We start from the raw sequence: 26,413 nt of genomic DNA on the forward strand, positions 1-26,413 counted from the left end.
TTGTTTTAATGCGATTGCGCTTGCCCCGCCCTACTTAATCGAGTTTAAAAACCCGACGCGCATTTTCACGCAAGAACTTAGGCCACACCTCATCTTTAAAAGGCACACTAGGCATGTCTTTAAAGATACGATCCAACGATAATCCCATGGGAAAATAGCCAGCGTACATGATTTTGTCTGCGCCGCGACTATTAGCAAATTTTACAATTTCTTCTGGGTAGTGCTTCGGTGCAAAAGCGCTGGTCATGTAATACAAATTTGGGTATTTGAGCATGAGCTTCCATGCCAGTTTTTCCCAAGGCTCAGCGCCGTGGCGCATAACGACTTTTAGCTCCGGGAAGAACCAGCATACTTCATCCAACAGCTCGACCTTTTGCGGCGCCATTGGCAAACGCGGCCCAGGAACACCAACACAGGGGCAGAACGGGATATCCAACTCAACGCATTTGGCGTAAATCGGATACCATTTTTTATCATCATAAGGTACCTGTGGGCACAAGCCAGAAGCAAAACCAGTAATGGCCTTTACTCCGAACTCCTTGTGCAAACGCACCATTTTTCTGACTTCGTCCATACCATTGTTAGGATTAACTTCTAGCGAGCAAAAAAAGCGATCCGGGTGACGACGCAGCGCTTCCTTAGCGATTTCATTGTGATCGTCAATACCGAGCATCGCTCGCTCAATATTGTGTTTATCCATTTGCTCAATGGTATACGCAATATAATCTTCTTTCTTTCCGCTCTCCGGTATATCTTTAAACATATACTGAGCCGGCATCTTAAACATCGTACGACTTTCTTCATCCATCAGCAGCGGCTTCATAAACTCATACCACTGGGTATTGTCCTCGCCCGGTACACTGAGCATCAGGTCTATTACTTTAATGTCGTTGGGCATTGCCATGGTTCGGCTCCTGTTAATGGTTGCATGATGGCCGGGTACACCAATTCAGACTTCACATTCTTCACGATATACCCGCTGCCCTCAATAACATAAGACGTCATCGGCATAGCAAAAACGGTCAGCTGAGAAAGGCGTTTGGCGAGCTTATGATAGGGCTTGGCGAATGTCGGCTGCGATTTCCGCCAAAGCACTCTGCGTCGCGGGACGCCGGCCGTGAATTTGTTTTGGCGTGCTGTGTTGGCAGGGAATTAAATGCATGTGATAGTGAAAAACGGTCTGCCCAGCGGCGCGGCCATTGAGCTGATGAATCGCCAAACCTTCGGCTCTAGCAACTCGCTTTAGAATCGGTGCAAGGCGCTTAGCATGCAGCGCAACGGCAGTCATTTCGTCACTACTAAGAGAGAATATGTTGTCGTGATGATTGATGGGGATAATCAAACTATGGCCGGCGCTAACCGGCGAAATATCCAAAAAACTTAGAACTTTATCGTCTTTATGCAGGATATGAGCAGGCGCCTTACCTGCGATAATTTTACAAAAAACACAGTTCTGTGCCACTGACTCATCGCCAAACAAGCCTTGTTGCATGGTTGTCCTACCCTTTTCGCTCGGTGAATTGTCTAGGCACAGCCCCTGAACTAAACTTCCATTGGACCGCTATCAGGTTCATATACGCCGTGATAAGGGCAGTTTTGCGGATCAATACTGCGATATCGGTAAACACCGTCACTACCGAGCTCGCGCTGCATTCTCCCCTCGGCACACAAATAATGAAGGTGAGCGACCGCTTCTCCCAGCGCTAAACTAAGCTGATCCATACCCACTTCCCGGGCAAACATAATACTAAATAAATCCAGGGCAATTTTCGGTTCTACACAGGCCTTTTCGATGGCCTCCAAATGCCCTTCGTGATGAGCAATCAAATAATCTAATCGAGCGTGAACGCCGTAAAAAGGCGCATTGTGCGCGGGCATGACCAAGGTGTCACCGGCAAGGTCTCTGCGAAAACGACGCAATGCACTAAACCAATCCGCCAGTGGATTCGCCTCCGGCTCCGAGGGCATGACGCTAACATTAGAGGTGATGCGCGGAATAATCTGATCCCCCGACATCATCAATTTGTCTTCTGCGCAATAAAGCGAAACATGCTCAGGCGAATGACCAGCACCGGTCATTATCAGCCAGTCGCGACCGCCAATTCGTAACACCTGCCCTTCTTCCAATCGCCGGTACGCATTAGGTAAAGGCTCTACTACGGAACCAAAACCCTTAAAGCGCGACGCCATCTCTTGCTGATAGGCTTTGTCTACGCCAGCCCGTGAGTAATACTCCTCAGTCGTCCAGCTTACGCGCCCATTCTCCATGCTAGTGAAGGTACGCGCCGCAAAATACTCGCGAAAACTCATATACAAGGGCACGCGCAGCCGTTCACACAACCACCCTGCTTGACCTATATGGTCTGGATGCATATGTGTGCAAATTACGCCGACCACGGGCTTGCCCACCATTGGTCCAGCGAGCAGCAGCTCCCAACGCTCACGGGTATCGCCGAGATTTATCCCAGTATCAATAATCCACCAACCGGCATCATCTTCAAGCACGTAGAGATTGATATGGTCCAACGCCATCGGCAGCGCCATTTGCAGCCAGTAGACTCCCTTGGCAACTTCTTGCCACCGTCCCTTTTCAGGCACGTCTGGGAAAGGATATGAAATTCCGGCTTTCGAATCACTACTCATAATTTATCCAATTAATACGGCAAACAAGGCAATGAATTGATCGACATCACCTCGTACAACTTACCCTAATCGCAGGGGCAATTGCCGCAAGCGCTGCCCTGTTGCAGCAAACACGGCGTTAGCCAAGGCCGGCGCCAACGGCGGTACGCCTGGCTCACCAACGCCCGTTGGCGCGTTCGCGCTGTCTACACGATATATTTCAATTTCCGGCGACTCATTCATGCGCAGCATCTCGTAGTCGTGAAAATTGCTCTGCTGAACCGCACCATCATCGATGGTAATCTCGCCCTTCAACGCAGCCGTTAAGCCAAACACAATACCACTTTCCATTTGCATAGTGACAATATCAGGGTTAATTGCCATACCGCATTCCACTGCGCACACGACTTTGTGAACCTTTATCTTGCCATCCACAATCGAGATATTGATGATCTGCGCAACCACGGTTGAGAACGACTCGTGCACCGCGACGCCCTGGAATTGTCCGGCAGGCGGATTACCCCAATTCGCTCTAGCAGCAGCCATTTCTAAAACCTTACGCCGCCGAGAGTCTTTTGCTAAATGCGCTAAGCGAAACGCAACTGGATCTTGCGCAGTTCGGTGCGCAAGCTCGTCGATAAAACTCTCCATAAAAAAGGCGTTCTGCGAATGGCCTACTGAGCGCCAGTATCCAAGTGGGATTGTGGTTTTCTGCTCAACGAAATCAGTACGCATGTAGGGAAACCCATAATCAGAATGCGCTAGGCCTTCCGATGCAGCAGGGTCTTCGCCGCTGGCCAAGCCAGCGAGTTTTGAATGCAAACCATTGGGCAGCCACTGGGGCAACAAAGTATTGCTAATAAACTGCACAAAGCTACCCATTATACTGGGCGCAACGACCTTGGCCTGCAGACTGGTCACCGCAGATTGATCAATCATCGCACGCATTGCCACAGTCGAATTAGGCCGATAAAAATCGCCCCGCATATCGTCCTCACGACTCCAAACCACTCTGACTGGCTTGCCACTTATCTGGGCAACGCGCGCGGCCTCGACCAAATAATCTGGCATGATTCGACGACCAAAACCACCGCCAAGCATTTGGTTATGAATTCGAACTTGCTCGCGCTTAAACCCTGTGGCATCCGCAATTTCTGACATAGCGATATCCGGCGATTGATTGCCGGTCCAGATCTCAATACCGTCCTTACTAGCGACAGCCAAGGCATTCATGGGCTCCATCGTCGCGTGCGCAAGGTAAGGCACGTCATAAATAGCCTCAAACAACTCCCCTGTTGCAGCGCTGACATCGCCTTTCTCTTCGACTTTTTTACCGTCTTCACTCGTGAGCAAGCGATGGCGCTCTTCCCGCAGCGCCTGACTACTTACGCCAGCTAGCGGACCTTTGTCCCACACCACCTGCACTACACCAGCTGCTTGACGTGCCTGCCAATAACTATTAGCCAACACCGCCACGGCACCATCGACTTCGAATACCGCTTTAACGCCAGACTTTGTCAACGCCTTAGCTGCGTCAAAGCTTTTCATCTTGCCGCCAAAGTGCGGGCAACGCAGTAGTACTGCGGTTAACGCTTCTGGGTATTGAACATCAATACCGTATTCGGACTTACCAGTCACTTTAGCTAAGGCGTCTAGGCGCCGATTGTAGCGGCCGATGTATTGGAAATCCTGTGGCGACTTCAGTGTCACCTCCGCAGGCGTAGGCAAGGCGCGAGCAATAGGCAATAGTGTGGCAAAAGACACTTCACCGCCAGCGTAGACGAGTTTCCCATCTTTCAGATTTAACGCTGACTCAGGTAAGGATAAATGCTGAGCCGCAGCGGTTTTTAACATTGCGGCAACTGTGGCGGCGGCCTCGCGCACAATGCTATAACTCAGTTTAATTGAGGAGCTGCCGCCGGTGATCATCACGTAAAATTCCGGATCGCGAAAATCAGGGTGGAACTCAGCTTGCTGCACCGTAATTAAACTGGGGTCCATATTCAGTTCTTCAGCGGCCATGGTCGCCATACCGGTATATACGCCCTGCCCCATTTCACACTTATGCAATTGCAAAATCATTTCGCCACTGGGACTAACTTGCAAATAAGCATTGGGTTGTAAATCAGCAGCTGCAAAATGAGGGTACTTTGCCTTTTCACAGCCACTGAGGTTAAAGCCAATCGCCAAGCCCCCACCTAAAATAGCGCTACTCTTAATAAATCCGCGTCGAGATAGGCCCATTACACAGTCTCCTTAACGCTATTGCTCGGCTGGTAGTGCTGAACAACAAGCTCTGACGCACGGTGAATTGCTTTTCGAATACGGGGGTAAGTGCCACAGCGACAGATATTTCCTGACATAGCTGCATCTATCTCAGCATCGCTGGGCGCGCTGTTGTTGGCAAGCAGCGCCACCGCAGACATGATTTGCCCCGACTGACAGTAGCCGCATTGGGGGACATTCATCTCCAGCCAAGCCTGTTGCACTGGGTGCAAATTCTTCTCTGAAGCAGCCAAACCTTCGATCGTGGTAATAGCACGGCCGTTTACAAATTCAGCCGGGTAGCTGCAGCTCCGGATGGGGTTACCGTCTAAATGCACAGTACAGGCGCCACACAAGCCCATGCCACAGCCAAATTTGGTGCCCGTCATAGCAAGGTGGTCGCGCAAGACCCACAGCAGCGGCGTACCGTCATCGACACTTAAGGTCTGCTGCTGCCCATTTAAAGTAAACGCTAGATCTGCCATGTTGTCTCCGAGAACATATTGGAATGGGCCACACTATACCGATCTGGGAAATCAATGTCCTGTTACAAAATAGCCAGAATGCGATTCAGCCGCCGCCAATTGCAGTGCCGATACCCAGCGAACACCGAAACTTGCCAATATAAAGGCATGGCCTCATCAGGCGTAATTTGGAAATAAAAAAGCGGCGGCAATCATATGAATTGCCGCCGCTTTCGCACTGCCTGATCACTTTAAAATCGTAAAACCAAATCTGCCGACAAGGTATTGGCCGACATATTCACCGACTCATCATCGTCAAGCACGTAATGATCATAACCGATCTGTATGTCCGCGTTATGGGCCACGGCAAACCGCAATCCTATACCAATATAGGGGTCAGTGCCTTCCACCGAGAATTTACCGCTGCGACTACTATCCTCTAAAGTACCGGCAAACTCCCAAGAATAGACACCGAAGCGAGCATAAGCTCCCATCGGCTCGCGCACCGGGGTATGGACCCTCACACCGAGAAATACCCCATCCACCTCGGCGTCCATATCCACGCGCCCAGCGCTATAACCATTATTCAATACTTGTGAGCCATCAGACACACCGCTTGCTGTTAATTTACCCAAATCAACAAAGCCCATTTCTAGTGCCAATTCAGGACTAAAGCCGAAACCAACACCGAAGCGCAGCCCATTCGTTTCATTGTCTATTTTCACATCCGACAGCGAACCATCGCCAAAACTGTAGCGAAAGTCGGAAGCCTCAAAGTCATACTCCGTCGCACTGAGCCCACCGAACACATACATACTTGGTTGACTGCGATAGCGATTGCTACTGCCATGCTCAGCTAATACCAAACTAGGCAACGTGACAACGGTAGCGAGAGTCATTATAGGAAGTATCTTCATGGCGGTGCTCCAGATTAAGTATGGGCGCAGTATGCTCACTGCTAACTTAATCCCGGCTTAACAAGGCGCCGGTATAATTTGCAAGGAAAGACTCAAGTTTAAAGCTCGCCGCAGCAATCTATCCTAAGCCAAATTTGCACCAAACTAGCATCACACGCTTAAGCCTGGTGCAGCAAAAAAGACACCCTTTCCCATCAAGAACCTACTAGCCAATACCCAACGCAGATATTTGGCGAATCACATGACTAGCCCAACTTGGCTTGCTTGATGCATCCAACTCGCTAATACCGCTGTTTAGCGGCCGCAATTTAACTGTCACATCAGAGTCAACTTTTGCCCGTAATATGCTTTATGAACAAGCATCATACGCAACAGGTCAACACACCAGCATTAATGAGGACGCTTTCATGGACGTATCTAGCAATAAAGTCTCGCAAACCTTGCCACTTCTCAGGGGGAAACACGTTTTAATTACTGGTACTACCGGTTTTGTTGGCAAAGTCATGCTAGAGAAAATAATGCGTAGCATCCCCGATATCGGCGGTGTCTATTTAGTCATACGCGGTAATAAAAAGTACGCCAATGCGGGCAGTCGATTTGCAAAGGAAATAGCCACCTCCTCCGTTTTTGAATCTTTAAAATTAAATTCCGCAGACTACTTTAATGATTTTTGCGACAGGCGCATACACTGTATTAGCGGCGAAATCAGCGAACCGCAATTCGGCCTACCTCGGCAAGAATTTCGCGAACTTGCCGGTAAAATCGATGCGATTGTGAACTGTGCGGCAAGTGTCAATTTCCGCGAGGAGCTAGACCGCGCCTTCGCCATAAACACCCACAGCCTTCGAAATATTGTCGAATTGTCCGATATCGCTGGCAATATACCTGTGATTCAAGTTTCAACCTGCTATGTAAATGGCTTTAACAAAGGACATATTCATGAGACTACGGTAGCCCCGACGCGCGGCGAGCTCCCACAACACAAGGCAGGCTATTTTGAAGTCGGCAGTTTAATCGAGGAACTAGAATTAAAAATCGCCGATATCCGCAGTCAATATCAGGGTAGAGAACTCAAAAGCAAACTAATCGATCTCGGTATTCGCGAAGCCAATGCACTGGGCTGGAACGACACTTATACCTTTACAAAATGGCTAGGCGAACAACTACTGTTAAAATCCCTGCGCGGTTATTCGCTTACTCTGCTAAGGCCATCGATTATTGAAAGCACGCTAAACGAACCTGCGCCAGGTTGGATTGAGGGAGTAAAAGTGGCCGACGCCATTTTACTTGCCTACGCCAAAGAAAAAGTGACTTTTTTCCCAGGGAAACGCAGTGGCGTGATCGACGTAATTCCCGCAGACCTCGTGGCCAATAGTATCTTATTGTCATTGGCAGAGCAGTTTAAAACCCCCGGCAACCACCACGTTTACCAGTGCTGCAGTGGCGCGGCAAACCCCCTAACACTTGGCAATTTTATCGACCACCTTATGGCTGAAGCCAAAGAAAATCATGCGACCTACGACAAACTTTTCCTGCGCCAACCTCGCAAGCCATTTATTGCGGTAAACAAACGCCTGTTTAATGCCATCACCTACAGCATGAGCATAATATTGCTTATCGCCAGCCAAACCCTTGGCAAACTAGGCTGGAAACGCAGCCTAAAGGCGCGCCGTAATCTAGACGCTGCGATCACGTTGTCGACGATATTCTCGTTCTACACCGAGCCAGAGTACGTCTTTCATAATGACAAACTCATCGACCTTGCGAAGCGCATGGGACCTGTAGACCAAGCCCTTTTCCCCGTTGACGCCCGCGCAATTGACTGGGAACACTACTTACGTAAAGTCCATATGGCCGGCCTCAACCGTTACGCTTTGAAAGGCAAAAGCGATAAAGTTGCAAGTAGAACAATTCTGGCAACAAGCCAAAAGCAAGCGGCCTGAAAAAGGCGCAAACCAAAACAATGACTAAAATCATTTAGCCGATGACGAGTGCTGGACGATTGCGGGTCGGACGAGTATTTAGGACTTACAGACAAGAGTGAAACAGATTTTTGGTGCCCGGGGCCGGACTTGAACCGGCACGACATTGCTGTCGGGAGATTTTAAGTCTCCTGTGTCTACCGATTTCACCACCCGGGCTAAGGGGTTCCGGCTTCGATGCCGGTAATGATACAAAAGCTTAGGACAAACAGCTTTTGGGTAGCGCTAGTGCTTTAAAAGCGTTCGCAGTCTACTGATATGATTCAAAAAAATCAACGGCTTAGGCGCATTAATTACTCCCTAATTGGCAATTTCTGCCTTGCGCGCCTGCAAGCGGGCGCGATAGCGAAAAGACAGCAACAAAGCAGCGATTAAGCCAGTGATCGACCACAACGGGTATTTAAGCCCGTAAACCAAGGGGCTGAGGCCCACCCGAGTGACTAAGCGCAGTGCTGTTGAGTCTGCAATGGCATCGGCAATCGGCGGTGAATATTGATAATAGCTTGCTACCAAGCTGCGCCCCCAACTGTAGGGCAATAAGACCGTGTCGCGAAAATCCCGCAGCACTTTCACATCCGGCGCGAGGTAGCTGCCATAAGCGGCAGTTGCAATAAAGCATGCTCCCCCGCCACCGCCACTCCTTGGCGCAGGTGTAGGTGTAGGCGTAGGGTTTACTGGAGGCGCCTGACCAAGGGCCGTTGCGAGTGCAATTGCTGCGGCCTCTGCATTGATTAAGCCCTCGCCACTCACATCATCATAGCCATTGGCTGCACGACGCCCATTTACGTCAATCGCGGTGTCGGTCACTGCCGCAATTAATTGCGCTGGCGTAGCCGCTGCATAAGCCTCTTTGTAGAGCGCAAAAACCGCAGCGGCATTAGGCGCAGCTGCAGAGGTCCCAAAAAAATTCGGGAAGCGATCTGGCTCGCCATCTTCTGGGGCAACCGTGGCTGAGCTAGAGCCTAAAAAGGTATTATTATTGCCGTCGATCGCCGCAAATGTTGGAACATTGCGATTTTCAACTCGGTAATTGCCATTACTATCAAACTGTAAACGATTAATACCACCACGCGAGGTAAACGGTTCAGGGTCAACGCCAATGGTGTCGTACCCCTCAGGCCGAAACTCTGGCGACTCCCACCAGGGGACTGCGGCGACCGAAGCAACATTGGCCGCCATTGAGTGCCCCCAAACAGCAACGCCGTTATAGGGGTATTCGACGGCGCTGGGCCTGCCTCCAGTGAGCAGCATCCTAAACTCCAACGGCACGCTAAGCTGTTGGGGGATAGCGTCTTGGTTACCGGCAAAATGCTCTACCGCGATATAAAACACCTCGGCATTTGCACCGCTCTTTAAGGTGACATATTCAAAAGCATCGCCTTTTGGATTTCCGGTTGTGCCCTGCTCATTCGTGCTGGCATCAACAAAATCTGGGCTGCCTCGATTGAAGGCCTGCACATTCGGCGCGCGCGTGGCGTATAGATCAAGATCAATCTGTGCACCGTTGTCAGTATTTACTGAAGCATTGGGCTGATTCCAGTTCAAGACCACATAAACTGTTGAGTTAGCTGCAAGGCTCACCGTCAAAAATCGATCAGTGCCATTTGCACTCCAGTTGTGCAGGTCATTGCCAGTTGGGATGTCTTTAATACCGGGTTCATCTATAGCAGTATTGGCATCTTTATAGATATAGCGGTAGGCCTGATCACCGTCATTGCCCGCCGCGGTCAAATAGGGAATACCGGCCGCTACGCAGCGACTTGCCGCCATTGCCGGTAAATCGTCTTGGTAAACGCTTTCACTGATAAACAGGATATCGTCGACAACGATATCCGCCTGCCCCGGGCTGCATAATCGATCAATTGCCGCCGCCAGCTCAAACCGGCTAATACCCGCTGTGTGGAACAAAAAATTGACGCCCGGCGCAACGTCGAAAGCTAACTCAGCCATAGCAGCACCTTCATCAGTACCGCCATCGACATCATCGCGAAGTATGCCAATTGATGCAGGAAGGTCGCCACTGACTTGGGAGCGACTACCCTGCAAATTACCCGCTGTGTTCAGCGCTGGGGAGGTATTAGCATCCCGCATTGCACTGGTTTGAGCGAAACTGTCTGAGATAATACCAATGGTTTGCCCACTGCCGTTTACTTTGAGCTTATTACTTAAAATATTGGAGCGCATCGCTCGACCAGCGCGACTGGTCACTGAGCCAACGCGCAGTATCGATGGGGTACGCAAATTCAGTGAACGGATGTTACTGTGTTCCGCTAGCGCAAGCAGCGCGCTGGTGGACCGGGCTTTCACCGACGCGTACTTACCATTGTCACTTAAGAACAATAACTGAATGTCATGTTCAGCTAAAAACTCCGGCAAACCGTCGGCGCTATAGAGATTCAGCTCAACAATGACGTCTTGTGCTGGCGAGCTGTTGTCCCCGCGCAGGAAACGCAGGTCTTGCCCAGCAGTTTGAGGGGTTTGGGGATCAACGCCGACGACACGTCGCAAATGGCTGTCCATTTTAGCAACAGCGGGCTGCGTTTGAGTGAGGCGTTGTTTTAAATTTTCATCGGCAACACTCGCCCCAGCAAAGAGACTAATGCCACAAACCAATATAATTGCCCAGCTAGTTTTTACGCTCATCAAATGCCTTCAGAGATAATTCACGCTTGGCAGTGCCCGCGCTCGCTGACACTGCACTAATACCATCGATCGCCACTAACTGCTGTAATTCCAAACGAGTCTTCACCCAGAGCCTTAAGCGCTGACTGACCGGATCCATATAGTCTAAGGTATAGCCTGCATTTTTAATATTGGCGACCATCAAATCGACATTCTTAGACCAATAGCGAATATCGACCAACAAACCCCGCTCCGGATCAACATCTACGGCTAAGCCTTCGGCCGTTATACGCCAAAGCGACTCATCTAGATTTACTAATGTATCTAAAGGCGCCTGCAAAACAACATTTTGAATTATGGCGGCATCACGGCTTTGGCGCTGACGATCCGCCTCTTGGTTAGTACAGGCAAATAGCAGTCCGCCCAAAGCGACTACGACCAAGCACAGATCAACTGCTGCGATAAAATACCTTTTGAGCGTCAGAATCTGTCCTCCTATCTAGAACTGATGAGATTAATGCTTGTTTAACCGGCATAGTTTAACGCCGATGCGATGCTTTATAAGTAAGGGATTCTCACATGTTTTGTATTCAGAATGCTTGCTTGACACGGCGGCACTTCATATATGAAAATTCGAATATGAATTTCAGCACCGATGCCCACATGCCACCAACTCAATTTTTCAAATGTCTCGCAGAAGACACGCGACTCAAAATATTATTGCTTCTTAAAAGCCACCCTGAGCTTTGCGTCTGTGATATTACCCTTGCACTTGAGACAAGCCAGCCAAAAGTCTCACGACACCTAGCTGAGCTCAAAAAATATGGACTTGTCAGTGACGAGCGACGCGGGAAATGGATTTATTACCGCCTAAGTGCCGATCTCCCTTCTTGGCAAGCCATCATTATCAGCACAGCGTTAGACAGCAACGCCGAATTCATCGATGTAGAAACAGCGCTATTAAACAAGCACCTTACTGAGCGCTGTTGCTAGAAAGCGCCAAGTTGACCCAACACATTGAGACTACAAATGACCACGCCATTTAAAATTCTATATGTCTGTACCCACAACCGGTGCCGGAGTATTTTGTGCGAAGCGATTAGCAATACTATCGGCAACGGGGTTTTAGACGCCCGCAGTGCCGGCAGCCAGCCAAGTGGCATCGTCCACCCACTAAGTCTTCGCCATTTAGAAGAAATTGGCATTTCAACCAATGGTCTACGTAGCCAGTCCTGGGATGAACACCGCGATTTTGCCCCCGATTTAGTCATCACAGTTTGCGACAGCGCTGCTGGTGAAGCATGTCCACTGTGGCTTGGAAAAGCACAAAAGGTTCACTGGGGCTTAGCCGACCCATCTAAGCTCAACGGCAGCGATAGCGAAATAGAAGCGGCCTTTCGCGCCTGCATCGCCGAAATTCAGCAGCGTACAGAGGCATTAATCAGTTTAAATCTTGGTGCTATGCCAATCCATGAGCGTGCCGACGCATTGCGCAAGCTCGGCGCACTATAAGTGCCTCGCCCTATTAAACCCTTTTCCGGAGCAAAACATGGGATTGTTTGAACGTTATTTAAGTCTGTGGGTGGCCTTGAGCATTGTGGTCGGCGTTGCCTTAGGTACGGGTTTCCCCGCACTATTTAGCCTCGTCGCCAGTTTAGAAATAGCCCATGTCAATCTCGTGGTCGCGGCGCTAATTTGGATCATGATTTATCCCATGATGATCCACATCGATTTTGCTGCAATGAAGGATGTGGGCAAAAAGCCTAAGGGGATAGCACTCACGTTGGTCGTAAACTGGCTGATTAAGCCGTTTACCATGGCGATCATCGCTTGGCTATTTTTTGACATCGTGTTTGCACGCTGGGTCGACCCACAATCTGCTAGCGAATACATTGCTGGAATGATTTTACTCGGGGTTGCGCCCTGCACCGCCATGGTATTTGTGTGGAGCCAATTATGTAATGGCGACCCGAACTACACACTTGTTCAGGTCTCTGTGAACGACATCATTATGGTTTTTGCCTTCGCACCTATTTGCGCGCTGCTACTTGGCGTAAACGCGATCACTGTGCCGTGGGAAACCCTATTGCTATCGGTTTTTCTGTACGTGCTCATCCCCCTCGCCGCAGGCTACCTCACCCGTAAAATTATCGGTTCCCAGGGCGTGCTTAAACTGGGGAAAACACTAAAACCTTGGTCTATCTGTGGCTTGCTAACGACAATCGTGCTGCTCTTTGGCTTCCAGGCTGAGGTTATTCTGACCAAACCCCATATTATTGTCCTTATTGCCATTCCGTTATTGATCCAAACCTACGGTATTTTCGCCCTGAGTTTTTTCGTCGCGCAACGTCTGCGCCTACCGTTTAACATTGCGGCCCCGGCGTGCATGATCGCCACCTCCAACTTTTTTGAACTCGCCGTCGCGGTGGCTATTTCTCTGTTTGGCTTAAACTCAGGAGCGGCCCTCGCGACCGTTGTTGGCGTATTGGTCGAAGTGCCGGTGATGTTATCACTGGTGTATTTTGCGAATCGCAATCAGCATCGGTTTGCGTGAAGCTGGCTAGGGGAACCCCCCCTCAATGCCTGACGGGAGATGGCATACGCAAGCGTGCTAACGAAAATTTCATTAGATGCTTGCGTTAAAATGTAAGAACTAGATTTAGCACGGGCTTCGGCATTATCGGCCTTGTGCAACTGAAACGTGTTTTTGATCTTTGCGCCTAAGGTCTCCCATCTAGTATTGAACAATACAAAGGCAATGGCCCACTAAATCCGACGCCCGATGTCCGTCCATTCCAGCGCGAGCGCATTGCTAGAATTTAGCAGGTGCGTAGCCTGTCACTTCACTAATCCCCATTTCTTTACCAAGTGCAGTCAGTGGATGTACCACTACCAAGCCCCGCACAGTCTTTTTGAATTGCCCCATATCGGCCTGTTCTTTTTTAGTCAGTGCACGACTAAAACCCAAAGCTTTTAGGTCTTCGGCTTTGCCAGCATTTTGTGCACCGCGCATGCCTTTGATACTGGCAACTTTGCGATTAAGCGCACCGAGCTCCTTCTTAAACTGCAGTACCGATTTTTGATCGTCGCGCAGCTTCGCCGCTTCTAATTTGCGGCGATACAGGTCAATTTTGTTATTCAGTAGTTGGATATCTTGATTCAAATTCATGGCATAAACCTCAGTCTGGGCGTGCAACAGCAAACCCCGGCCCCGAGCCTAGTGCAGGCTGGCGTAATGGGCCGCAGTATAACAAGAAGTCTCGACCAGAATTGAATCAACTAAGCCAGTTCGCGAAAATTACCTTATAAAGCGCTGATGAGGACCATCAATTCAAGCAATATCGGCGGTGATGGCAATTGGGTCACCGCCGATATTTGAACACTAGACTAAATCCTTGACCTGCTGGCGCGTAGGCGTTTCCGCGGCAAGTAAGTCCTCAGGCTGCCCATTGTCAGCTTTTGATTTAGGAAAATATTTCAAGAAATAGGGTCTACGCAGCACGAGAAACGCTGCAGGCACAAAAAACAGAGACAAAATGGTCGTCAACACTGTGCCACCCGCTAGCACAATCGCAAATGGCGGCCAGAATCCGCCCCCAGCTATAATGAGAGGTAGTAAGCCCACGACCGTCGTTATGGTCGTCGAGCTGATATGTTTAGTACAAACCGCGACGGTTTCAACAATTTCAACGCGACTTCCTGACATCGCTAACGGGGAAGCTTTAAGCTCTGTCAAAATAACAATGGCCGCGTTAACCGCTAGCCCCATTAAGCCCATCAAGCCGATAATTGCCGTAAAACCGAATGGGAATTGCCCTAACCAAAGGCTTAACATCCCCATACCCGCCGACTGAATAGCCACAATAAAGACCAAAGCCGTAAACCGAAATGAATCAAAGGCCATCACCACCGTGACGACCAGTAGCACTAGGATAATACCGACACTCCCAAGTAACTTGCCTACGGTGTTATTACGCTCTTCAGCTTCGCCGCCAACCTCCAGTTTATAGCCGTCGGGAACCACAAAGCCTTCACTCGCCAAGTTTGCTTTAATCCGATTAAGCACCACCGCAGGCAATACACCGTTTCCGATATACACCTCAACGGTATTCATTCTCATACCGTCTCTCCGAGATATTTTAGCCTGCGCCGGGCGTAAACTAACGTCTGCCAAGGCCGACAGAGGGCGTGGCCCAGTAGGCAGCGCTAAGGGGAAGGACATCAACATATCAACGCTCAGTTGCTTAACTTCAGCACCGGATACCCTAATCGGAATTTGCTCAGTGCGGTCGAGCAAACTACTACTAACAATACCGTCGACACTTGCTGCAAGTAACCGTGACAAATCCTTTAACCCAACTTTACTGCGCTGCGCCTCACTTTCATCAATATCTAACCAAACCTTGGGCACAACTTCCGCTAACGAATCTCGCGTATGAATAACGTCTTCGGTTTCTAAGGCTATTCGCCGAAGCTGATCACCCAGTCTTTTTAACTGGGCCAAATCATTGCCGTACAAGCGCAGTTCTACAGGGGCGTTAGAGGGCGGCCCCTGCGCTAGGCGCTGAACCACAATTTGATAGTCAGGAAATGCCGCATCTAATTCCGCTTGCAATTCACCGACCAAGCGATTGGCCGCCTGAAAGTCGACCATGGTAATCATCGCCTGCGCATAATTAGATGAGCCGTCACGACTATCTTTTAAATTATAATAAAACGACGGTCCGTTTCGCCCTACAAACCAATTTAAGGCTTTTACCTCTGGATGGGCATTGATAAGCGCGCTGATTTCCTCGGTTGCCGCTAAGGTACTGTGGATACTGGTGCCCGCGGGGAGAAATAGCTCAAAATTGATCATATCCCGGTCTGATGGCGGGAAAAACTGCTCAGGCAAAGTATTGATCAAAAAGAAACCACACAGCGGCAGAATAGACGCTAATAACATCACTCGGCGCGGTCTCAGTAAAACCCACTCAAGCGTGGACCGAAAGTAACTATCCAATCTCGGGTGACTGGTACCACTGCGCTGTTTTTTGTCCAGCCAGCGACCGGCAATTGGTGCAATTATCAGCAGCGAAATGAGCCAGGAACCCGCTAGCGAAAAAATCACCGCATAAGCTAAAGGACCTATAAATTCACCTGCGGGGCCAGCCATCAACACGATGGGCATAAACGTTAAAATAGTCGTTAATGTTGATCCCAACAATGGAATCCAAAGATGACGTAAAGCCTTCGCGGATGCGGCAACTGGCGAATAACCATGACGACGATTTCGCATTACAGTATCGACAACCACAATAGCGTTATCAACCATAATCCCCAACGCAACAATTAGCCCAGTCACCGACATCTGGTGAATAGGCAAATCAAAGAAGCGCATACATGCGAAGGAAAACATCATCGTCAATGGCAGTGACACCGCAACAATGACCGCAGACCGCAAGCCTAAAGTGTAGAGTAAAATAATAAAAATAAAGATAAAGCCGAGTAGAATATTGTTAACCAATTCGCTGAGCCGGACATCGTTATAGCGCTCTTGCACAAACAATTCCTGCACCGCGATTTCTACTGGTAATGTTTTCTTAAACTCCGCGACTTCCTGCTGCAGTCTTTCAGTCCAGCGATCGCCACGGCGGTCTGAAAGCATCCGCGACCCAACGGCTACGCCGCGCTGGCCATCAATAATGGCATATTCAGACGGCGAATCTGGCTCACCACGATATATTTTTGCGATATCCTGCAGCTGCAGTGAACCACCTGTCGGCAGAGTTAGCAGCGGGGTACGGCGGATTCGCTCAAGCTCGTCAAAACCACCCTCCAACTCCAAGGAAAGACGTTGAGTGCTATTACTCAATTCACCGGCTGCCGTTTTAGCATCACTATTATTAAGCAAGGCCGCAATTTGTGGTACGTCTAGTCCTACCGCAGCGGCTTTAACGACATCAACTTTTACCTGAACTTCTTCTACTGGCGCGCCGTAAAGCTTCACCAAATCGGTTCCTGCCAGACTTCGCAGCCGACTCGCCAATTCCTCAGCGTAACGACCAAGGCGCAACTCATCAATTTGGCCTTCACCCTGCCAAACCAGCGCGCCGATCCAAGTAAAAGCGTGCCCCCGCTCAGTATCGACAACCGGCGCTAACGCGCCTGCTGGCAGCAGGTGTCGCGACTGATCAATTTTGTCGCGTATTTCCGCCCACAATACAACATTCTCGTCACCGTTTATCTCGTCCTTCAATTGCACAACCACAATCGAAACACCCGAGCTGGAATGTGATGTGACATGAACAACTTCAGGAACTCGACGAATGACGTCTTCTAAGGGTTCAGACACCAGGGTTTCTACCCGTTCAGCACTGGCGCCAGGAAAGGCAGTGATGACCAGTGCATGCCGATTGGTCATCTGCGGGTCTTCCATACGCGGCAAACTAGCGATCGCAGCGAGCCCCGCCACCACAATGAGCGCGAACGCCAGAGCGACTAGGCGCGGGTTATTCAGCAGTTTTTGGCTCATTCGATTTTACTCCTGAGCCAAACTAACATGGAGTTCAGGCGCTAGCCGATGAATGCCAGCACTAACAACGCGGTCCCCACTGCGCAGACCGCCACTTAAATAAACCTGATCTTCAAATTGGTAGATGACTTGCACGGAGCGTTTTTTCAACTGAAATACCCCGTCTTCCGTGGGGGCAAGTTGATAAACAGCCCAGGTCCCACGCACGTCTTCAAGTAGCGCTTGCAAGGGCAACCAAAAACCCTCAACCGGGCGAGTCTCGGGCAGCAATAAATATGCGGTATTACCGTCAACGGCTGGCGCCTCCACCGGCAAGCTCACCCGAACAGTTCGAGTTTGAGTACGCCAGTCGAGATTCTGCGAAACGGAAATGAGATTCGCCTGCCACTGACCAAAGTCACCAAAGACGGACAGCGGCTGCCCGACCACAAGGTTACGACCCAATTGGTCGGAGATACCAAATACGGCTTCGCTGCGGCTAGACTGCACTATTTGCATAAGTGGCTGTCCAGCGGCAACCAAAACGCCGGCCTCCAGCTGCATGCCGGCGATTTCTCCGGCAAAGGGCGCGGTTAACTTTGATTTTTGTAAACGTAGGGCGACACCTTTGAGCTTAGATTCAACTTGCGCCAATTGCGCAGCTGTCGCTTGACGATTTGAATTGAGGGTTTCGAGTTGCCCTTCAGATACGTAAGACTTGTCACGTAAGGCCTGAAAACGAATTAAATCTTTATCGATTTGCGCTAACCTAGCGCTGACTTCAACCCGTGCCGCGTTGAGTTCAGTTTGTTCAATTTGCAAGCCTCTGGTATCTAAACTAGCAAGCAGCTGCCCTGCTTCGACCCGCTCACCGTCTTTGACACTGACACTCAACACTTGCCCTGCGAGTTCAAAGCCAATTTCTGCGCGCTGACTACCAATCACACGGCCAGCAAATAAACGTTGAGCCTCGTAAGACTCCTGTTCTTCGATCGTCAGATGACTGACTGGATGTAAACGTGTTTCAGCTTGCGCTGCCCCATTAAGAAAATTCGCTAAACATATCAGTGCCGCTGCGGTATAAAAGCGCTTCATTGCCAAAATTCTCAAGTGGGACCAGAATGGCACGAATATAGATAAATCAAACTGGACTGTCTAGTCTATTTTGTTTAAATTAGCATTACAAAAAAGCAATAACGGATATAGAAACGTGCAAGAAAAACGCGGCCGCTCCAAAAGCGAAGAAAAGCGCCAACAAATCATCCACTCGGCGGGCATGCTGTTTGTCGAGCACGGCTTTGAAAAAGTCAGCATGGAAGGTATTGCCAAGACCGCCGGGGTTTCGAAGCAAACGGTCTATAGCCACTTTGGCAGCAAACAGCAGCTATTCACCGCCGCCATCGAGTCCAAATGCGATGAATACGAATTAGTGCCCCAAAAACAAAGCAGCGCCATGGATTGCGAGGCCTATCTTAATTACTTTTGTAGCCACCTCGCCTCGCTACTAGGCAGTCCGGAAGCTATCGGTATCTTTCGGGTCTGCGTACGTGAAGGCGGCAATACTGAGGTTGGCGAATTATTTTGGGCTGCCGGCCCCGGTAAAATAAGACAACGCCTGAACAACTATTTACATGAACAAAACCAGTTAGGCCATTTGCACATCGACAATATCGACTTTGCATCCAGCCAACTCATCGCCATGATCCACAGCGAAGCCCAATTCCGCAGCTTGCTTGGTATTGGCAATTCCAAATCCACGGCAGAACTACAAAGCTATGCCGAGCACTGTGTGCAGATGTTTTTAAAGGCTTATAAAGCCTAAATTTATACAGCGTTAATCCTTAAGCTCCTTGTGCAGCGCCGGCGCCGCACCCGGATCTGCTTGAGGGCGAGCGCCCTCTGTTTGCGCGGCCAAGGATGAGTTTGCATTTAATTTAATAATCGCTTTTTGCAGCATCATGCTGTTGGGGTAAACCACTGTGGTTCCGTCATCGCGCCGAATAAGCACATGGAACAAAGCGATTTCCAGAATTCGGCCGCTGATATCATCGTCTTTATCCACGACCCTGATGCGATCGCCAATACCATACGGGAAAGCAAAAAAGATTATCACGCCTGCGGTTAAATGACTGAGCATTGACCATTGGGCGATCAGGGCAATACCCAGAACAGCCAAAAACGACGAGATGAAAATAAATACTTGGTGATACCCCAGACCTAAAAAAAAGCACACTAGGACGAAACCCAAAAGCAAAGTACCAAAATTTAAACTTTTGCGGACATAGCCTACACGCAGCGCGGAACGCTGATTTTTCTCAGCAAAATTGATCAGCATGGTATTGAGTACACGGTTCAAATAAAACATGACCGCAACCGCAAGTAACACAATTAAAAACTTACTCATTTACTCACACTTCCCGTTTTAACATTAGCGCGGCCTAGCCACTTTTGGGGTCGGCGCCCGCGTTTTAAAGATTGAAGATTTTCCTGATAGGCAGCGCTGTTTTGCGGTAAATAACTGCACACAGTAAACAGGCGTGTTTGTTCATTTAACCAGGCGGCCCAGCAAGGCTGCTCTAGCGCAATCCGCCGAGCAAAATCGTCAGGCGTTTCCCCTGCGCCTCGTACCACACCTTTGCTTGATAGCGCTAGACAGCTGGCCAAGTAGTAACGGGCAGCCAAATCCTCGCCCGCGCGGCGGGGTAGCCGTAAACTAAAAAATGCCGCCAGCGCCAATGGAATACCGCCAGCCAACATAATCACCAACATCAAACGCTGGGGATTTATATCACCCAATACACGAAGGAGAAAATCATTTTGGGTACTAGAATCAAAATTCAGTACCCAACGCGCCCAGCCGTAATTAATATTATCAACAAAATAACGCAGGCGTTTGGTCCAATCGAATTTTCGCAACGACAAAGGCGATTCCCCCAAGTAGCCTTTTTGGCCCCGAAGTGACGCTTCCGCGCCTAAGCGAATTCGATTCGGTGCCACTGTTGCCGTTGGGTCAACCCGCAGCCAACCCTGCCCTTCAATATACACTTCCGCCCAAGCGTGCGCGTCGGACTGATTAACCAGCAGGTAGCCGTCGCGGTCATTAAATTCGCCACCTTGATACCCAGCCACTATCCGCGCAGGCACTCCCGCCGCGCGCATTAGATACACAAAACTACCGGCGAAGTGTTCGCAAAAGCCCTGGCGACTATCAAACAGAAACTCATCAACGTTGCTTTCACCCAATAGCGGCGGCGTCAATGTGTAGATAAACGGCGCCTCCTTAAAAAACGCGATAGCGGCAGCGACGCGATCTTTACTATCGGGCCACTGCGCCTGCCACTGCGCAGCCAATGCCTGTGCGCGCGGATTAGGCGTTCGACCCAAGCTCAGGTTTTTTCGGTTTGCAGCCCCAGTATCAGCCAACGTACCGCCTAAATGGCTGCTCACAGAATACTGCAAGCGGCCGTTCAAGGGCCGCTCAGGCATCCACAAATGTTGATTTGCATAATAAACGTCGTCTCGGCGCACGACCGCCAAAGGCAGGGTGTACAACCATTTGTGGTTGCCTGGCTCTAGAGTCACCGTGTAATCAAGCTGTTGCTCCCCCAGTAATGGGGCTGCTATTTTATTGGACCACAGGGACCAGCTACTCCGACTCCAGCGCCGACCATCAAATTCGTCAAGTACCAGCCCCCGCCAATATAAGTCTTGAGTAGCCGGCATCGGGCCCTTAAATTGAACCCTAAATGCCAGTGCACCTGACTGACTTAATTTTGCAATATCGCCAAATTCAAGGGAGTCCGACATTCCCGTTGTCGCCTCACCGCCCGGCAGGGGCATGGTCCATAAAGGCCCGATGCGGGGAAATATTACGAAGAGCAACAACATTAACGGCAGCGATTGGAGCGCCATCACGCCAACCACCCGCAACATGGGTAGTGCTTTAGCTTGACTACGCTGCAGTGATTGCTGTGCCATCAACAAAATCGCGATCTGGATGAGCGCTAGAATAAGCGCGCCAATCTGCTGAGAAAACAATAGACCGCATGCCACAATAAAGTAACTGAGCATTAAAATAAGCCAGTGATCCCTAGCGGTTTTTAACTCCAATAATTTAAGAATTACCGCTAACACCAAAATGGTGACCATGGCTTCAAGGGAGAACAGCGATGGAAATGAGAAATAAACACCCGCGAGGGTACTTAGCGATACCCCCGTCTTTACCCAGCGCGACGGAAACGACCAGGCCGCAGTGACAATACGCCAATACCAAACCGCTACCAGCGCCCAGACAACCAGCATCCACAGGGGCAACACCCCAATTTGTGGTGCCAATGCCGCCAGTTGCGCCAATAGCAACCAAATTACCGACTGCCGCTGCGCGACAAAATTAATTTTAGTTGTCGCCATTTAGAAAAGTGCCAATTCGCGTAAGACCTTACCAAGCTGTCCACTGCCAGTCGTTGCCGCTAGACTCACACTTGGCAGCTTTAAACCGTAGGCAAGGCCTTGCTTATCGCATTCTAGGGCCCAAGCACACAGGGTGCTCAAGCGCTCTTCCACACCGAGGCCCTCTAAGCTGTCCCAATCCAGAATTAGCTCATCGGCCTGCGACTGTTCATATTGTTTAATCAGTAACCCTTGCCCCTTGGCATACGCCTTCCAAAATATGCGACGAGGAGAGTGGCCAGTTTGATAGCGATTAAACCCGCTGAACTCATCGCTGTCGTTGCTACGATCTGGAATATGCCCCTCTCCGCTGTCGGCGCTATTTTGCAGCGGCCGCAAGGCGCGCGGACGCGGGTAAACTAGGCAATGCCAGTCTAGAGATGGCGCACTCCAGCATCGGAGTATGCCAAGGGGATATCGCGACGTCACTTCCATTCGCCCGGGCCGCAAAGCCCCGCGGCGCTGTGTGGGATATTTAATAATGACATTGGCGGAGCCAGTATCAGCATCGATATCACAGACTTCTAATTGCTGCCCCGGAAAGCCTGCACTTAATCGATGACGATCGCGACGCCCCGCCTCTAGGTGCAAATGAAAGCTGGCGAGCTCGCCAGCAAAAACAGGCTCAGCGGCACCGGCGCGCAATAACAAGCCAGACAAGTTCGCATAAGTGTGTAAGATCGCCACCAAGAACAAACTAAACAACCAAAAACACAGTGCGAAAATTAAATTGTTCTGATAATTAATGGCGAGTAATAGCAGCCCCAGCACCATGATCAGAAATCCGAGCCCGGCACTGGAGGGAATAATAAAAATACGGCGTTGATTGAGGGTGATCTCGCTACAGCGCGGACTGCGTTTGTCTAGCCAACTGTTAAACCGGCGACGAAACAACGCTCTGATCCGGCTCGTCATCGCTATATCACTACCGGTACCTGCGACATTAGGCGCTTGATTAAATCAGGGCCATCGTCTTGGCTATCTGCCGCCGCTTTTAATCTATGTCCCGCTACCGGCTCGAGAATCAACTGAATATCGTCGGGTAAAACATAATCCCGCCCTTGCAACATTGCCCACGCTTTAGCGCACTGAATAAGTGCTAGCGCTGCCCTTGTCGATAAACCAAACGCGTAATGGGAGTCTTGTCGAGTAAAGCCGATTAAACGCTGAACATAAGACAGCACACTGTCGCGAACTTCGACTTTATCTACCGCATTTTGCAGAGTAATAATTTTCTCGGCATTAAGCAGCGGCCGCAGCTGGGCAAGTAATCCCCGTGGATCGCCGCCGGCCAATAAACGCCGCTCAGATCGTTCGTCTGGATAGCCCAGTGAAATACGCATCAAAAAACGATCGAGCTGGGATTCCGGCAAGGGAAAAGTTCCTGACTGAAACCAAGGGTTTTGAGTGGCCATAACGAAATACGGTTGAGGCAAGGGCCGAGTTTCCCCCTCAATGCTGACCTGCTGCTCCGCCATTGCTTCAAGCAGCGCGCTTTGGGTCTTAGGGCTTGCGCGATTTATTTCATCGACAAGTAAAAACTGGGTGAAAATCGGCCCCGGATGAAAATGAAAGGCATTGCTATTGCGATCGAATACCGACACGCCAAGAATATCGGCGGGCAGTAGATCGCTGGTAAATTGCATCCGCTGGTAATCTAGCCCAGTGACCTTGGCAAAGGCTTGCGACAAGGTCGTTTTACCGACGCCGGGCACGTCCTCGATTAATAGGTGACCCCGCGCTAGCAGACAGCACAAGGCTTGCTGTACCTGACGATCTTTACCGAGAACAACGCGACCAATTTCCGCGCTAACCTGCGCTAGCAGTGCCAACTGATCAGACTGCATCGAGACCACGCTGTAAATCAGCACGTAAATCGTCGATATCTTCAAGCCCCACGGCAACACGTATCAAATTATCGCGAATGCCCGCCTCGGCGCGCTGTTCAGGTGTTAAGCGACCATGGGTAGTCGTTGCCGGATGGACAATCGTCGTCTTCGCATCACCGAGGTTCGCGGTAATTGACACCAACCGCGTCGCATCAATAAACCGCCACGCAGCGTCTTTATCGCCATGTACTTCAAAGGACATGACCCCGCCAAAGGCTTTTTGTTGTGCCGCGGCCAAAGCATGTTGGGGGTGATCGGCCAAACCGGAGTAATACACTTTGGCAATATTGGGCTGGGTCTGGAGCCATTGGGCCAAGCTCAATGCGCTGGCGGAGTGAGCCATCATCCGCAGTCGCAATGTTTCCAAGCCTTTAAGAAATACCCAAGCGTTAAAGGGACTCATACTCGGCCCAGCTGTCCGAATAAAGCCGAGAACTTCATCCATATGCTCACGACGACCTACCACAGCGCCGCCTACACAGCGCCCCTGGCCATCTAAATATTTCGTAGCCGAGTGCACAACGATATCGGCGCCCAAAGCTAACGGCAATTGCAGTGCCGGTGTACAAAAACAATTATCAACAACAAGTAAACAATTATGCTGATGGGCAATATCGGCCAGCGCGCGAATATCTGCCACTTCCGATAGCGGATTAGAGGGGGTTTCCAAAAACAAAAGTCGGGTGTTGTCACAAATTGCCGCTTGCCAAACACTGGGATCAACCAAGTCGACAAAGGTAGTGCTTATGCCGACCTTGCCTAAAAACTTAGTCAGCAATACCGTGGTGGTACCAAACACACTGCGAGAACAGACGATATGATCCCCTGCCTTCAATAGCGCCATGCAAGTACTGAGAATAGCAGCCATACCTGAGGCCGTAGCCACCCCCATTTCAGCGCCCTCTAGAGCGGCAATACGCTCCTCAAAAGTTCGCACGGTTGGGTTGGTATAACGAGAATAAACGTTACCGGGCTGGTCGCCAGAAAATCGCGCCGCCGCTTCTGCGGCGGAGCCAAAAACATAGCTAGAAGTTGTAAATATTGGCTCAGAGTGCTCGCCTTCAGCACTGCGCCGCTGACCACTGCGCACTGCGCGCGTATCAAGCGCTGCAGCCTCCAGTACCGCCACGCGCTGGGCTAAATATTCCTGTTCCGTCATATCGCCTACCTAGACCACTCTGTCTTTATGAAACGTCATTATGCAAGCCAATCAGCGCGCCGTCACCACCGCCTGAGTTACGTTCGTTTTGGCTGTTATCATTGCGGTCAGCCGCCAGCTTATCAAGATAGGCTTTATCAACATCACCAGTAACGTATTCACCATTAAAGACCGAACATTCAAAATCGTTGATTCTCCGGTTGCCTTCCGACGAGCAACTTACCAAGTCATCGAGATCTTGGTATATCAGCCAGTCGGCGCCAATTTCGGTGCGTATCTCTTCAACGGAGCGGCCGTGGGCAATAAGTTCGTCAACCGACGGCATGTCGATGCCATAAACATTGGGATAGCGAACTGGTGGCGCTGCTGAGGCAAAGTAAACTTTGCGAGCACCGGCATCCCGCGCCATCTCTATGATCTGCTGGCAGGTGGTGCCGCGCACAATAGAGTCATCGACTAACATCACGTTTTTGTCTTTAAACTCAAGGCCAATGGCGTTGAGCTTTTGCTTTACTGACTTTTTGCGAGCACTCTGACCTGGCATGATAAAGGTACGACCGATATAGCGGTTTTTTACTAAGCCTTCGCGAAATTTCACACCCAATTTTGCCGCCATAGATTGGGCTGCAATTCGGCTGGAATCAGGGATTGGCACAATAACGTCAATATCGTGACCAGGGTGGTCGCGCAGAATTTTATCCGCCAAACGCTCGCCCTGACGCAAACGTGATTTATAAACCGAAATGCCGTCCATAATTGAATCTGGACGGGCAAAATACACGTGTTCAAAAATACAGGGGCGGTAATCTACTTGGTCCGCGCACTTACGCACGTGAATTTCGCCAGTAGTTTGAATATAAACCGCTTCGCCTGGGGCAACATCTCCAATAAGTTTATAGCCAAGAGCATCTAAAGCCACACTTTCTGACGCCAGCATATACTCTTTGCCAGCAGCAGATTCCCGCACACCATAAACCAGTGGCCTAATACCATTCGGGTCGCGAAAGCCAATCACACCGTAATTGGCAATCATGGCGACAACGGCATAACCCCCTTTGCAGCGATTATGGACACCGCTAACAGCAGAAAAAACATCGTCTGCTTCAGGCACTAATTTACCAAGCTTTTGCAATTCATGAGCAAAAACGTTTAATAAAACCTCGGAATCGGAATCCGTATTGAGATGGCGCAAATCCGACTGAAATAGCTCCTGGGACAGCTCAGCAGCATTGGTCAAATTTCCGTTGTGAGCGAGACTGATACCATAGGGGGAGTTAACATAAAAAGGTTGTGCCAACGCCGGACTTGAGCTGCCCGCTGTTGGGTAACGAACATGGCCAATACCAATATTGCCAGTCAGGCGCTGCATGTGTCTGGTGTGGAATACATCCTTCACCAAGCCATTACCTTTGCGCTGATTTAATTTGCCATCGGCAAAGGTCACAATACCGGCGGCGTCCTGGCCGCGATGTTGCAATACCGTTAAAGCATCATATAAATCTTGATTTACGTTGGACTTGGCGACTATGCCTGCAATGCCACACATGCAGT

22 protein-coding genes and 1 tRNA gene are annotated in these 26,413 nt (G+C 50.1%); 5 read left to right on the top strand and 18 right to left on the bottom strand.

All coding sequences use genetic code 11. The features are described 5' to 3' along the window. Positions 1 to 34 precede the first annotated feature (34 nt). The 6 genes from ABYT30_RS00140 to ABYT30_RS00165 form a co-directional block, all read right to left on the bottom strand. Complete coding sequence (locus tag ABYT30_RS00140) at positions 35 to 904, bottom strand: amidohydrolase family protein (protein WP_373081543.1); 870 nt, start codon at positions 902 to 904, stop codon at positions 35 to 37. Between the two features lie 144 nt (positions 905 to 1,048). Beyond that, entirely contained in the window at positions 1,049 to 1,492 is a 444-nt protein-coding gene (locus tag ABYT30_RS00145) for an HIT domain-containing protein (protein ID WP_373081544.1), read from the bottom strand. A 50-nt stretch (positions 1,493 to 1,542) separates the two neighbouring features. Continuing rightward, positions 1,543 to 2,643: an MBL fold metallo-hydrolase gene (locus ABYT30_RS00150; RefSeq protein ID WP_373094827.1), complete on the bottom strand. Its 1,101-nt coding sequence runs from the start codon at positions 2,641 to 2,643 to the stop codon at positions 1,543 to 1,545. A gap of 60 nt (positions 2,644 to 2,703) precedes the next feature. Then, on the bottom strand, positions 2,704 to 4,866 hold the full coding sequence (locus ABYT30_RS00155; protein WP_373081548.1) for a molybdopterin cofactor-binding domain-containing protein: 2,163 nt from the start codon (positions 4,864 to 4,866) through the stop codon (positions 2,704 to 2,706). Further along, positions 4,866 to 5,372 carry a (2Fe-2S)-binding protein gene (locus ABYT30_RS00160; RefSeq protein WP_373081551.1) on the bottom strand — a complete coding sequence of 169 codons (507 nt, stop codon included), beginning with the start codon at positions 5,370 to 5,372 and terminating at the stop codon, positions 4,866 to 4,868. The genes ABYT30_RS00155 and ABYT30_RS00160 overlap by 1 nt, the downstream gene beginning before the upstream one ends. Positions 5,373 to 5,602: 230 nt before the next feature. Next, positions 5,603 to 6,268, bottom strand: coding sequence for an outer membrane beta-barrel protein (locus ABYT30_RS00165; RefSeq protein ID WP_373081553.1), 666 nt, complete (start codon positions 6,266 to 6,268; stop codon positions 5,603 to 5,605). 407 nt (positions 6,269 to 6,675) lie between these two features. Here ABYT30_RS00165 and ABYT30_RS00170 point away from each other — a divergent pair, with 407 nt between their 5' ends. Continuing rightward, positions 6,676 to 8,211, top strand: coding sequence for a fatty acyl-CoA reductase (locus ABYT30_RS00170; protein WP_373081555.1), 1,536 nt, complete (start codon positions 6,676 to 6,678; stop codon positions 8,209 to 8,211). 111 nt (positions 8,212 to 8,322) lie between these two features. Here ABYT30_RS00170 and ABYT30_RS00175 read toward each other — a convergent pair. From ABYT30_RS00175 to ABYT30_RS00185, 3 genes are all read right to left on the bottom strand, one after another. Beyond that, positions 8,323 to 8,409, bottom strand: a tRNA-Leu gene (locus ABYT30_RS00175). 141 nt (positions 8,410 to 8,550) lie between these two features. After that, the gene (locus ABYT30_RS00180; protein ID WP_373094830.1) at positions 8,551 to 10,893 is read right to left on the bottom strand and encodes a CFI-box-CTERM domain-containing protein; all 2,343 of its coding nucleotides are present in this window, start codon (positions 10,891 to 10,893) and stop codon (positions 8,551 to 8,553) included. After that, positions 10,877 to 11,314: a hypothetical protein gene (locus ABYT30_RS00185; protein ID WP_373081560.1), complete on the bottom strand. Its 438-nt coding sequence runs from the start codon at positions 11,312 to 11,314 to the stop codon at positions 10,877 to 10,879. The genes ABYT30_RS00180 and ABYT30_RS00185 overlap by 17 nt, the downstream gene beginning before the upstream one ends. A 221-nt stretch (positions 11,315 to 11,535) precedes the next feature. Between ABYT30_RS00185 and ABYT30_RS00190 the strand changes: the two genes are divergently transcribed. From ABYT30_RS00190 to arsB, 3 genes are read left to right on the top strand one after another with little or no spacing between them, the layout of a single operon-like run. After that, positions 11,536 to 11,865, top strand: coding sequence for a metalloregulator ArsR/SmtB family transcription factor (locus ABYT30_RS00190; RefSeq protein ID WP_373081574.1), 330 nt, complete (start codon positions 11,536 to 11,538; stop codon positions 11,863 to 11,865). Positions 11,866 to 11,901: 36 nt separating this feature from the next. Next, entirely contained in the window at positions 11,902 to 12,384 is a 483-nt protein-coding gene (locus tag ABYT30_RS00195) for an arsenate reductase ArsC (protein WP_373081563.1), read from the top strand. A 37-nt stretch (positions 12,385 to 12,421) separates the two neighbouring features. Next, on the top strand, positions 12,422 to 13,426 hold the full coding sequence (gene arsB / locus ABYT30_RS00200; RefSeq protein ID WP_373081566.1) for an ACR3 family arsenite efflux transporter: 1,005 nt from the start codon (positions 12,422 to 12,424) through the stop codon (positions 13,424 to 13,426). A 258-nt stretch (positions 13,427 to 13,684) separates the two neighbouring features. Here arsB and ABYT30_RS00205 read toward each other — a convergent pair whose 3' ends face one another. The 3 genes from ABYT30_RS00205 to ABYT30_RS00215 form a co-directional block, all read right to left on the bottom strand. Further along, positions 13,685 to 14,041, bottom strand: a complete 357-nt coding sequence (locus ABYT30_RS00205) for a YibL family ribosome-associated protein (RefSeq protein ID WP_373081569.1) — start codon at positions 14,039 to 14,041, stop codon at positions 13,685 to 13,687. A gap of 213 nt (positions 14,042 to 14,254) precedes the next feature. Beyond that, positions 14,255 to 17,386, bottom strand: coding sequence for an efflux RND transporter permease subunit (locus ABYT30_RS00210; RefSeq protein WP_373094833.1), 3,132 nt, complete (start codon positions 17,384 to 17,386; stop codon positions 14,255 to 14,257). 6 nt (positions 17,387 to 17,392) lie between these two features. Then, positions 17,393 to 18,460 carry an efflux RND transporter periplasmic adaptor subunit gene (locus tag ABYT30_RS00215; protein ID WP_373078456.1) on the bottom strand — a complete coding sequence of 356 codons (1,068 nt, stop codon included), beginning with the start codon at positions 18,458 to 18,460 and terminating at the stop codon, positions 17,393 to 17,395. A gap of 115 nt (positions 18,461 to 18,575) precedes the next feature. Between ABYT30_RS00215 and ABYT30_RS00220 the strand changes: the two genes are divergently transcribed. Next, positions 18,576 to 19,187, top strand: coding sequence for a TetR/AcrR family transcriptional regulator (locus ABYT30_RS00220; protein ID WP_373078458.1), 612 nt, complete (start codon positions 18,576 to 18,578; stop codon positions 19,185 to 19,187). Between the two features lie 12 nt (positions 19,188 to 19,199). On the opposite strand, the gene ABYT30_RS00225 is transcribed toward ABYT30_RS00220, so the two are convergent. The 6 genes from ABYT30_RS00225 to purF are packed head-to-tail and all read right to left on the bottom strand — an operon-like array spanning position 19,200 to position 26,408. Next, positions 19,200 to 19,769, bottom strand: coding sequence for a mechanosensitive ion channel family protein (locus tag ABYT30_RS00225; protein ID WP_373078461.1), 570 nt, complete (start codon positions 19,767 to 19,769; stop codon positions 19,200 to 19,202). After that, positions 19,766 to 21,775: a DUF3488 and DUF4129 domain-containing transglutaminase family protein gene (locus ABYT30_RS00230; RefSeq protein WP_373094835.1), complete on the bottom strand. Its 2,010-nt coding sequence runs from the start codon at positions 21,773 to 21,775 to the stop codon at positions 19,766 to 19,768. The genes ABYT30_RS00225 and ABYT30_RS00230 overlap by 4 nt, the downstream gene beginning before the upstream one ends. Then, positions 21,776 to 22,729, bottom strand: coding sequence for a DUF58 domain-containing protein (locus tag ABYT30_RS00235; RefSeq protein WP_373078467.1), 954 nt, complete (start codon positions 22,727 to 22,729; stop codon positions 21,776 to 21,778). Positions 22,730 to 22,731: 2 nt separating this feature from the next. Next, positions 22,732 to 23,661 (bottom strand): AAA family ATPase, encoded by a 930-nt coding sequence (locus ABYT30_RS00240; RefSeq protein ID WP_373078469.1) that lies wholly within the window; start codon positions 23,659 to 23,661, stop codon positions 22,732 to 22,734. Beyond that, entirely contained in the window at positions 23,651 to 24,862 is a 1,212-nt protein-coding gene (locus ABYT30_RS00245) for an O-succinylhomoserine sulfhydrylase (protein ID WP_373078471.1), read from the bottom strand. The genes ABYT30_RS00240 and ABYT30_RS00245 overlap by 11 nt, the downstream gene beginning before the upstream one ends. 25 nt (positions 24,863 to 24,887) lie before the next feature. Further along, complete coding sequence (purF, locus tag ABYT30_RS00250) at positions 24,888 to 26,408, bottom strand: amidophosphoribosyltransferase (RefSeq protein WP_373078474.1); 1,521 nt, start codon at positions 26,406 to 26,408, stop codon at positions 24,888 to 24,890. Positions 26,409 to 26,413: the final 5 nt, after the last annotated feature.

Origin of the sequence: Zhongshania sp. (assembly GCF_041623545.1) — a bacterium.
Taxonomy (GTDB): Bacteria; Pseudomonadota; Gammaproteobacteria; order Pseudomonadales; family Spongiibacteraceae; genus Spongiibacter.

What these genes read in the sequence shown, in the direction of transcription:
- ABYT30_RS00140 (WP_373081543.1), bottom strand. Translation starts at nt 904, where the DNA reads ATGGCAATGCCCAACGACATTAAAGTAATAGACCTGATGCTCAGTGTA.
- ABYT30_RS00145 (WP_373081544.1), bottom strand. Translation starts at nt 1,492, where the DNA reads ATGCAACAAGGCTTGTTTGGCGATGAGTCAGTGGCACAGAACTGTGTT.
- ABYT30_RS00150 (WP_373094827.1), bottom strand. Translation starts at nt 2,643, where the DNA reads ATGAGTAGTGATTCGAAAGCCGGAATTTCATATCCTTTCCCAGACGTG.
- ABYT30_RS00155 (WP_373081548.1), bottom strand. Translation starts at nt 4,866, where the DNA reads ATGGGCCTATCTCGACGCGGATTTATTAAGAGTAGCGCTATTTTAGGT.
- ABYT30_RS00160 (WP_373081551.1), bottom strand. Translation starts at nt 5,372, where the DNA reads ATGGCAGATCTAGCGTTTACTTTAAATGGGCAGCAGCAGACCTTAAGT.
- ABYT30_RS00165 (WP_373081553.1), bottom strand. Translation starts at nt 6,268, where the DNA reads ATGAAGATACTTCCTATAATGACTCTCGCTACCGTTGTCACGTTGCCT.
- ABYT30_RS00170 (WP_373081555.1), top strand. Translation starts at nt 6,676, where the DNA reads ATGGACGTATCTAGCAATAAAGTCTCGCAAACCTTGCCACTTCTCAGG.
- ABYT30_RS00180 (WP_373094830.1), bottom strand. Translation starts at nt 10,893, where the DNA reads ATGAGCGTAAAAACTAGCTGGGCAATTATATTGGTTTGTGGCATTAGT.
- ABYT30_RS00190 (WP_373081574.1), top strand. Translation starts at nt 11,536, where the DNA reads ATGCCACCAACTCAATTTTTCAAATGTCTCGCAGAAGACACGCGACTC.
- ABYT30_RS00195 (WP_373081563.1), top strand. Translation starts at nt 11,902, where the DNA reads ATGACCACGCCATTTAAAATTCTATATGTCTGTACCCACAACCGGTGC.
- arsB (WP_373081566.1), top strand. Translation starts at nt 12,422, where the DNA reads ATGGGATTGTTTGAACGTTATTTAAGTCTGTGGGTGGCCTTGAGCATT.
- ABYT30_RS00205 (WP_373081569.1), bottom strand. Translation starts at nt 14,041, where the DNA reads ATGAATTTGAATCAAGATATCCAACTACTGAATAACAAAATTGACCTG.
- ABYT30_RS00210 (WP_373094833.1), bottom strand. Translation starts at nt 17,386, where the DNA reads ATGAGCCAAAAACTGCTGAATAACCCGCGCCTAGTCGCTCTGGCGTTC.
- ABYT30_RS00215 (WP_373078456.1), bottom strand. Translation starts at nt 18,460, where the DNA reads ATGAAGCGCTTTTATACCGCAGCGGCACTGATATGTTTAGCGAATTTT.
- ABYT30_RS00225 (WP_373078461.1), bottom strand. Translation starts at nt 19,769, where the DNA reads ATGAGTAAGTTTTTAATTGTGTTACTTGCGGTTGCGGTCATGTTTTAT.
- ABYT30_RS00230 (WP_373094835.1), bottom strand. Translation starts at nt 21,775, where the DNA reads ATGGCGACAACTAAAATTAATTTTGTCGCGCAGCGGCAGTCGGTAATT.
- ABYT30_RS00235 (WP_373078467.1), bottom strand. Translation starts at nt 22,729, where the DNA reads ATGACGAGCCGGATCAGAGCGTTGTTTCGTCGCCGGTTTAACAGTTGG.
- ABYT30_RS00240 (WP_373078469.1), bottom strand. Translation starts at nt 23,661, where the DNA reads ATGCAGTCTGATCAGTTGGCACTGCTAGCGCAGGTTAGCGCGGAAATT.
- ABYT30_RS00245 (WP_373078471.1), bottom strand. Translation starts at nt 24,862, where the DNA reads ATGACGGAACAGGAATATTTAGCCCAGCGCGTGGCGGTACTGGAGGCT.
- purF (WP_373078474.1), bottom strand. Translation starts at nt 26,408, where the DNA reads ATGTGTGGCATTGCAGGCATAGTCGCCAAGTCCAACGTAAATCAAGAT.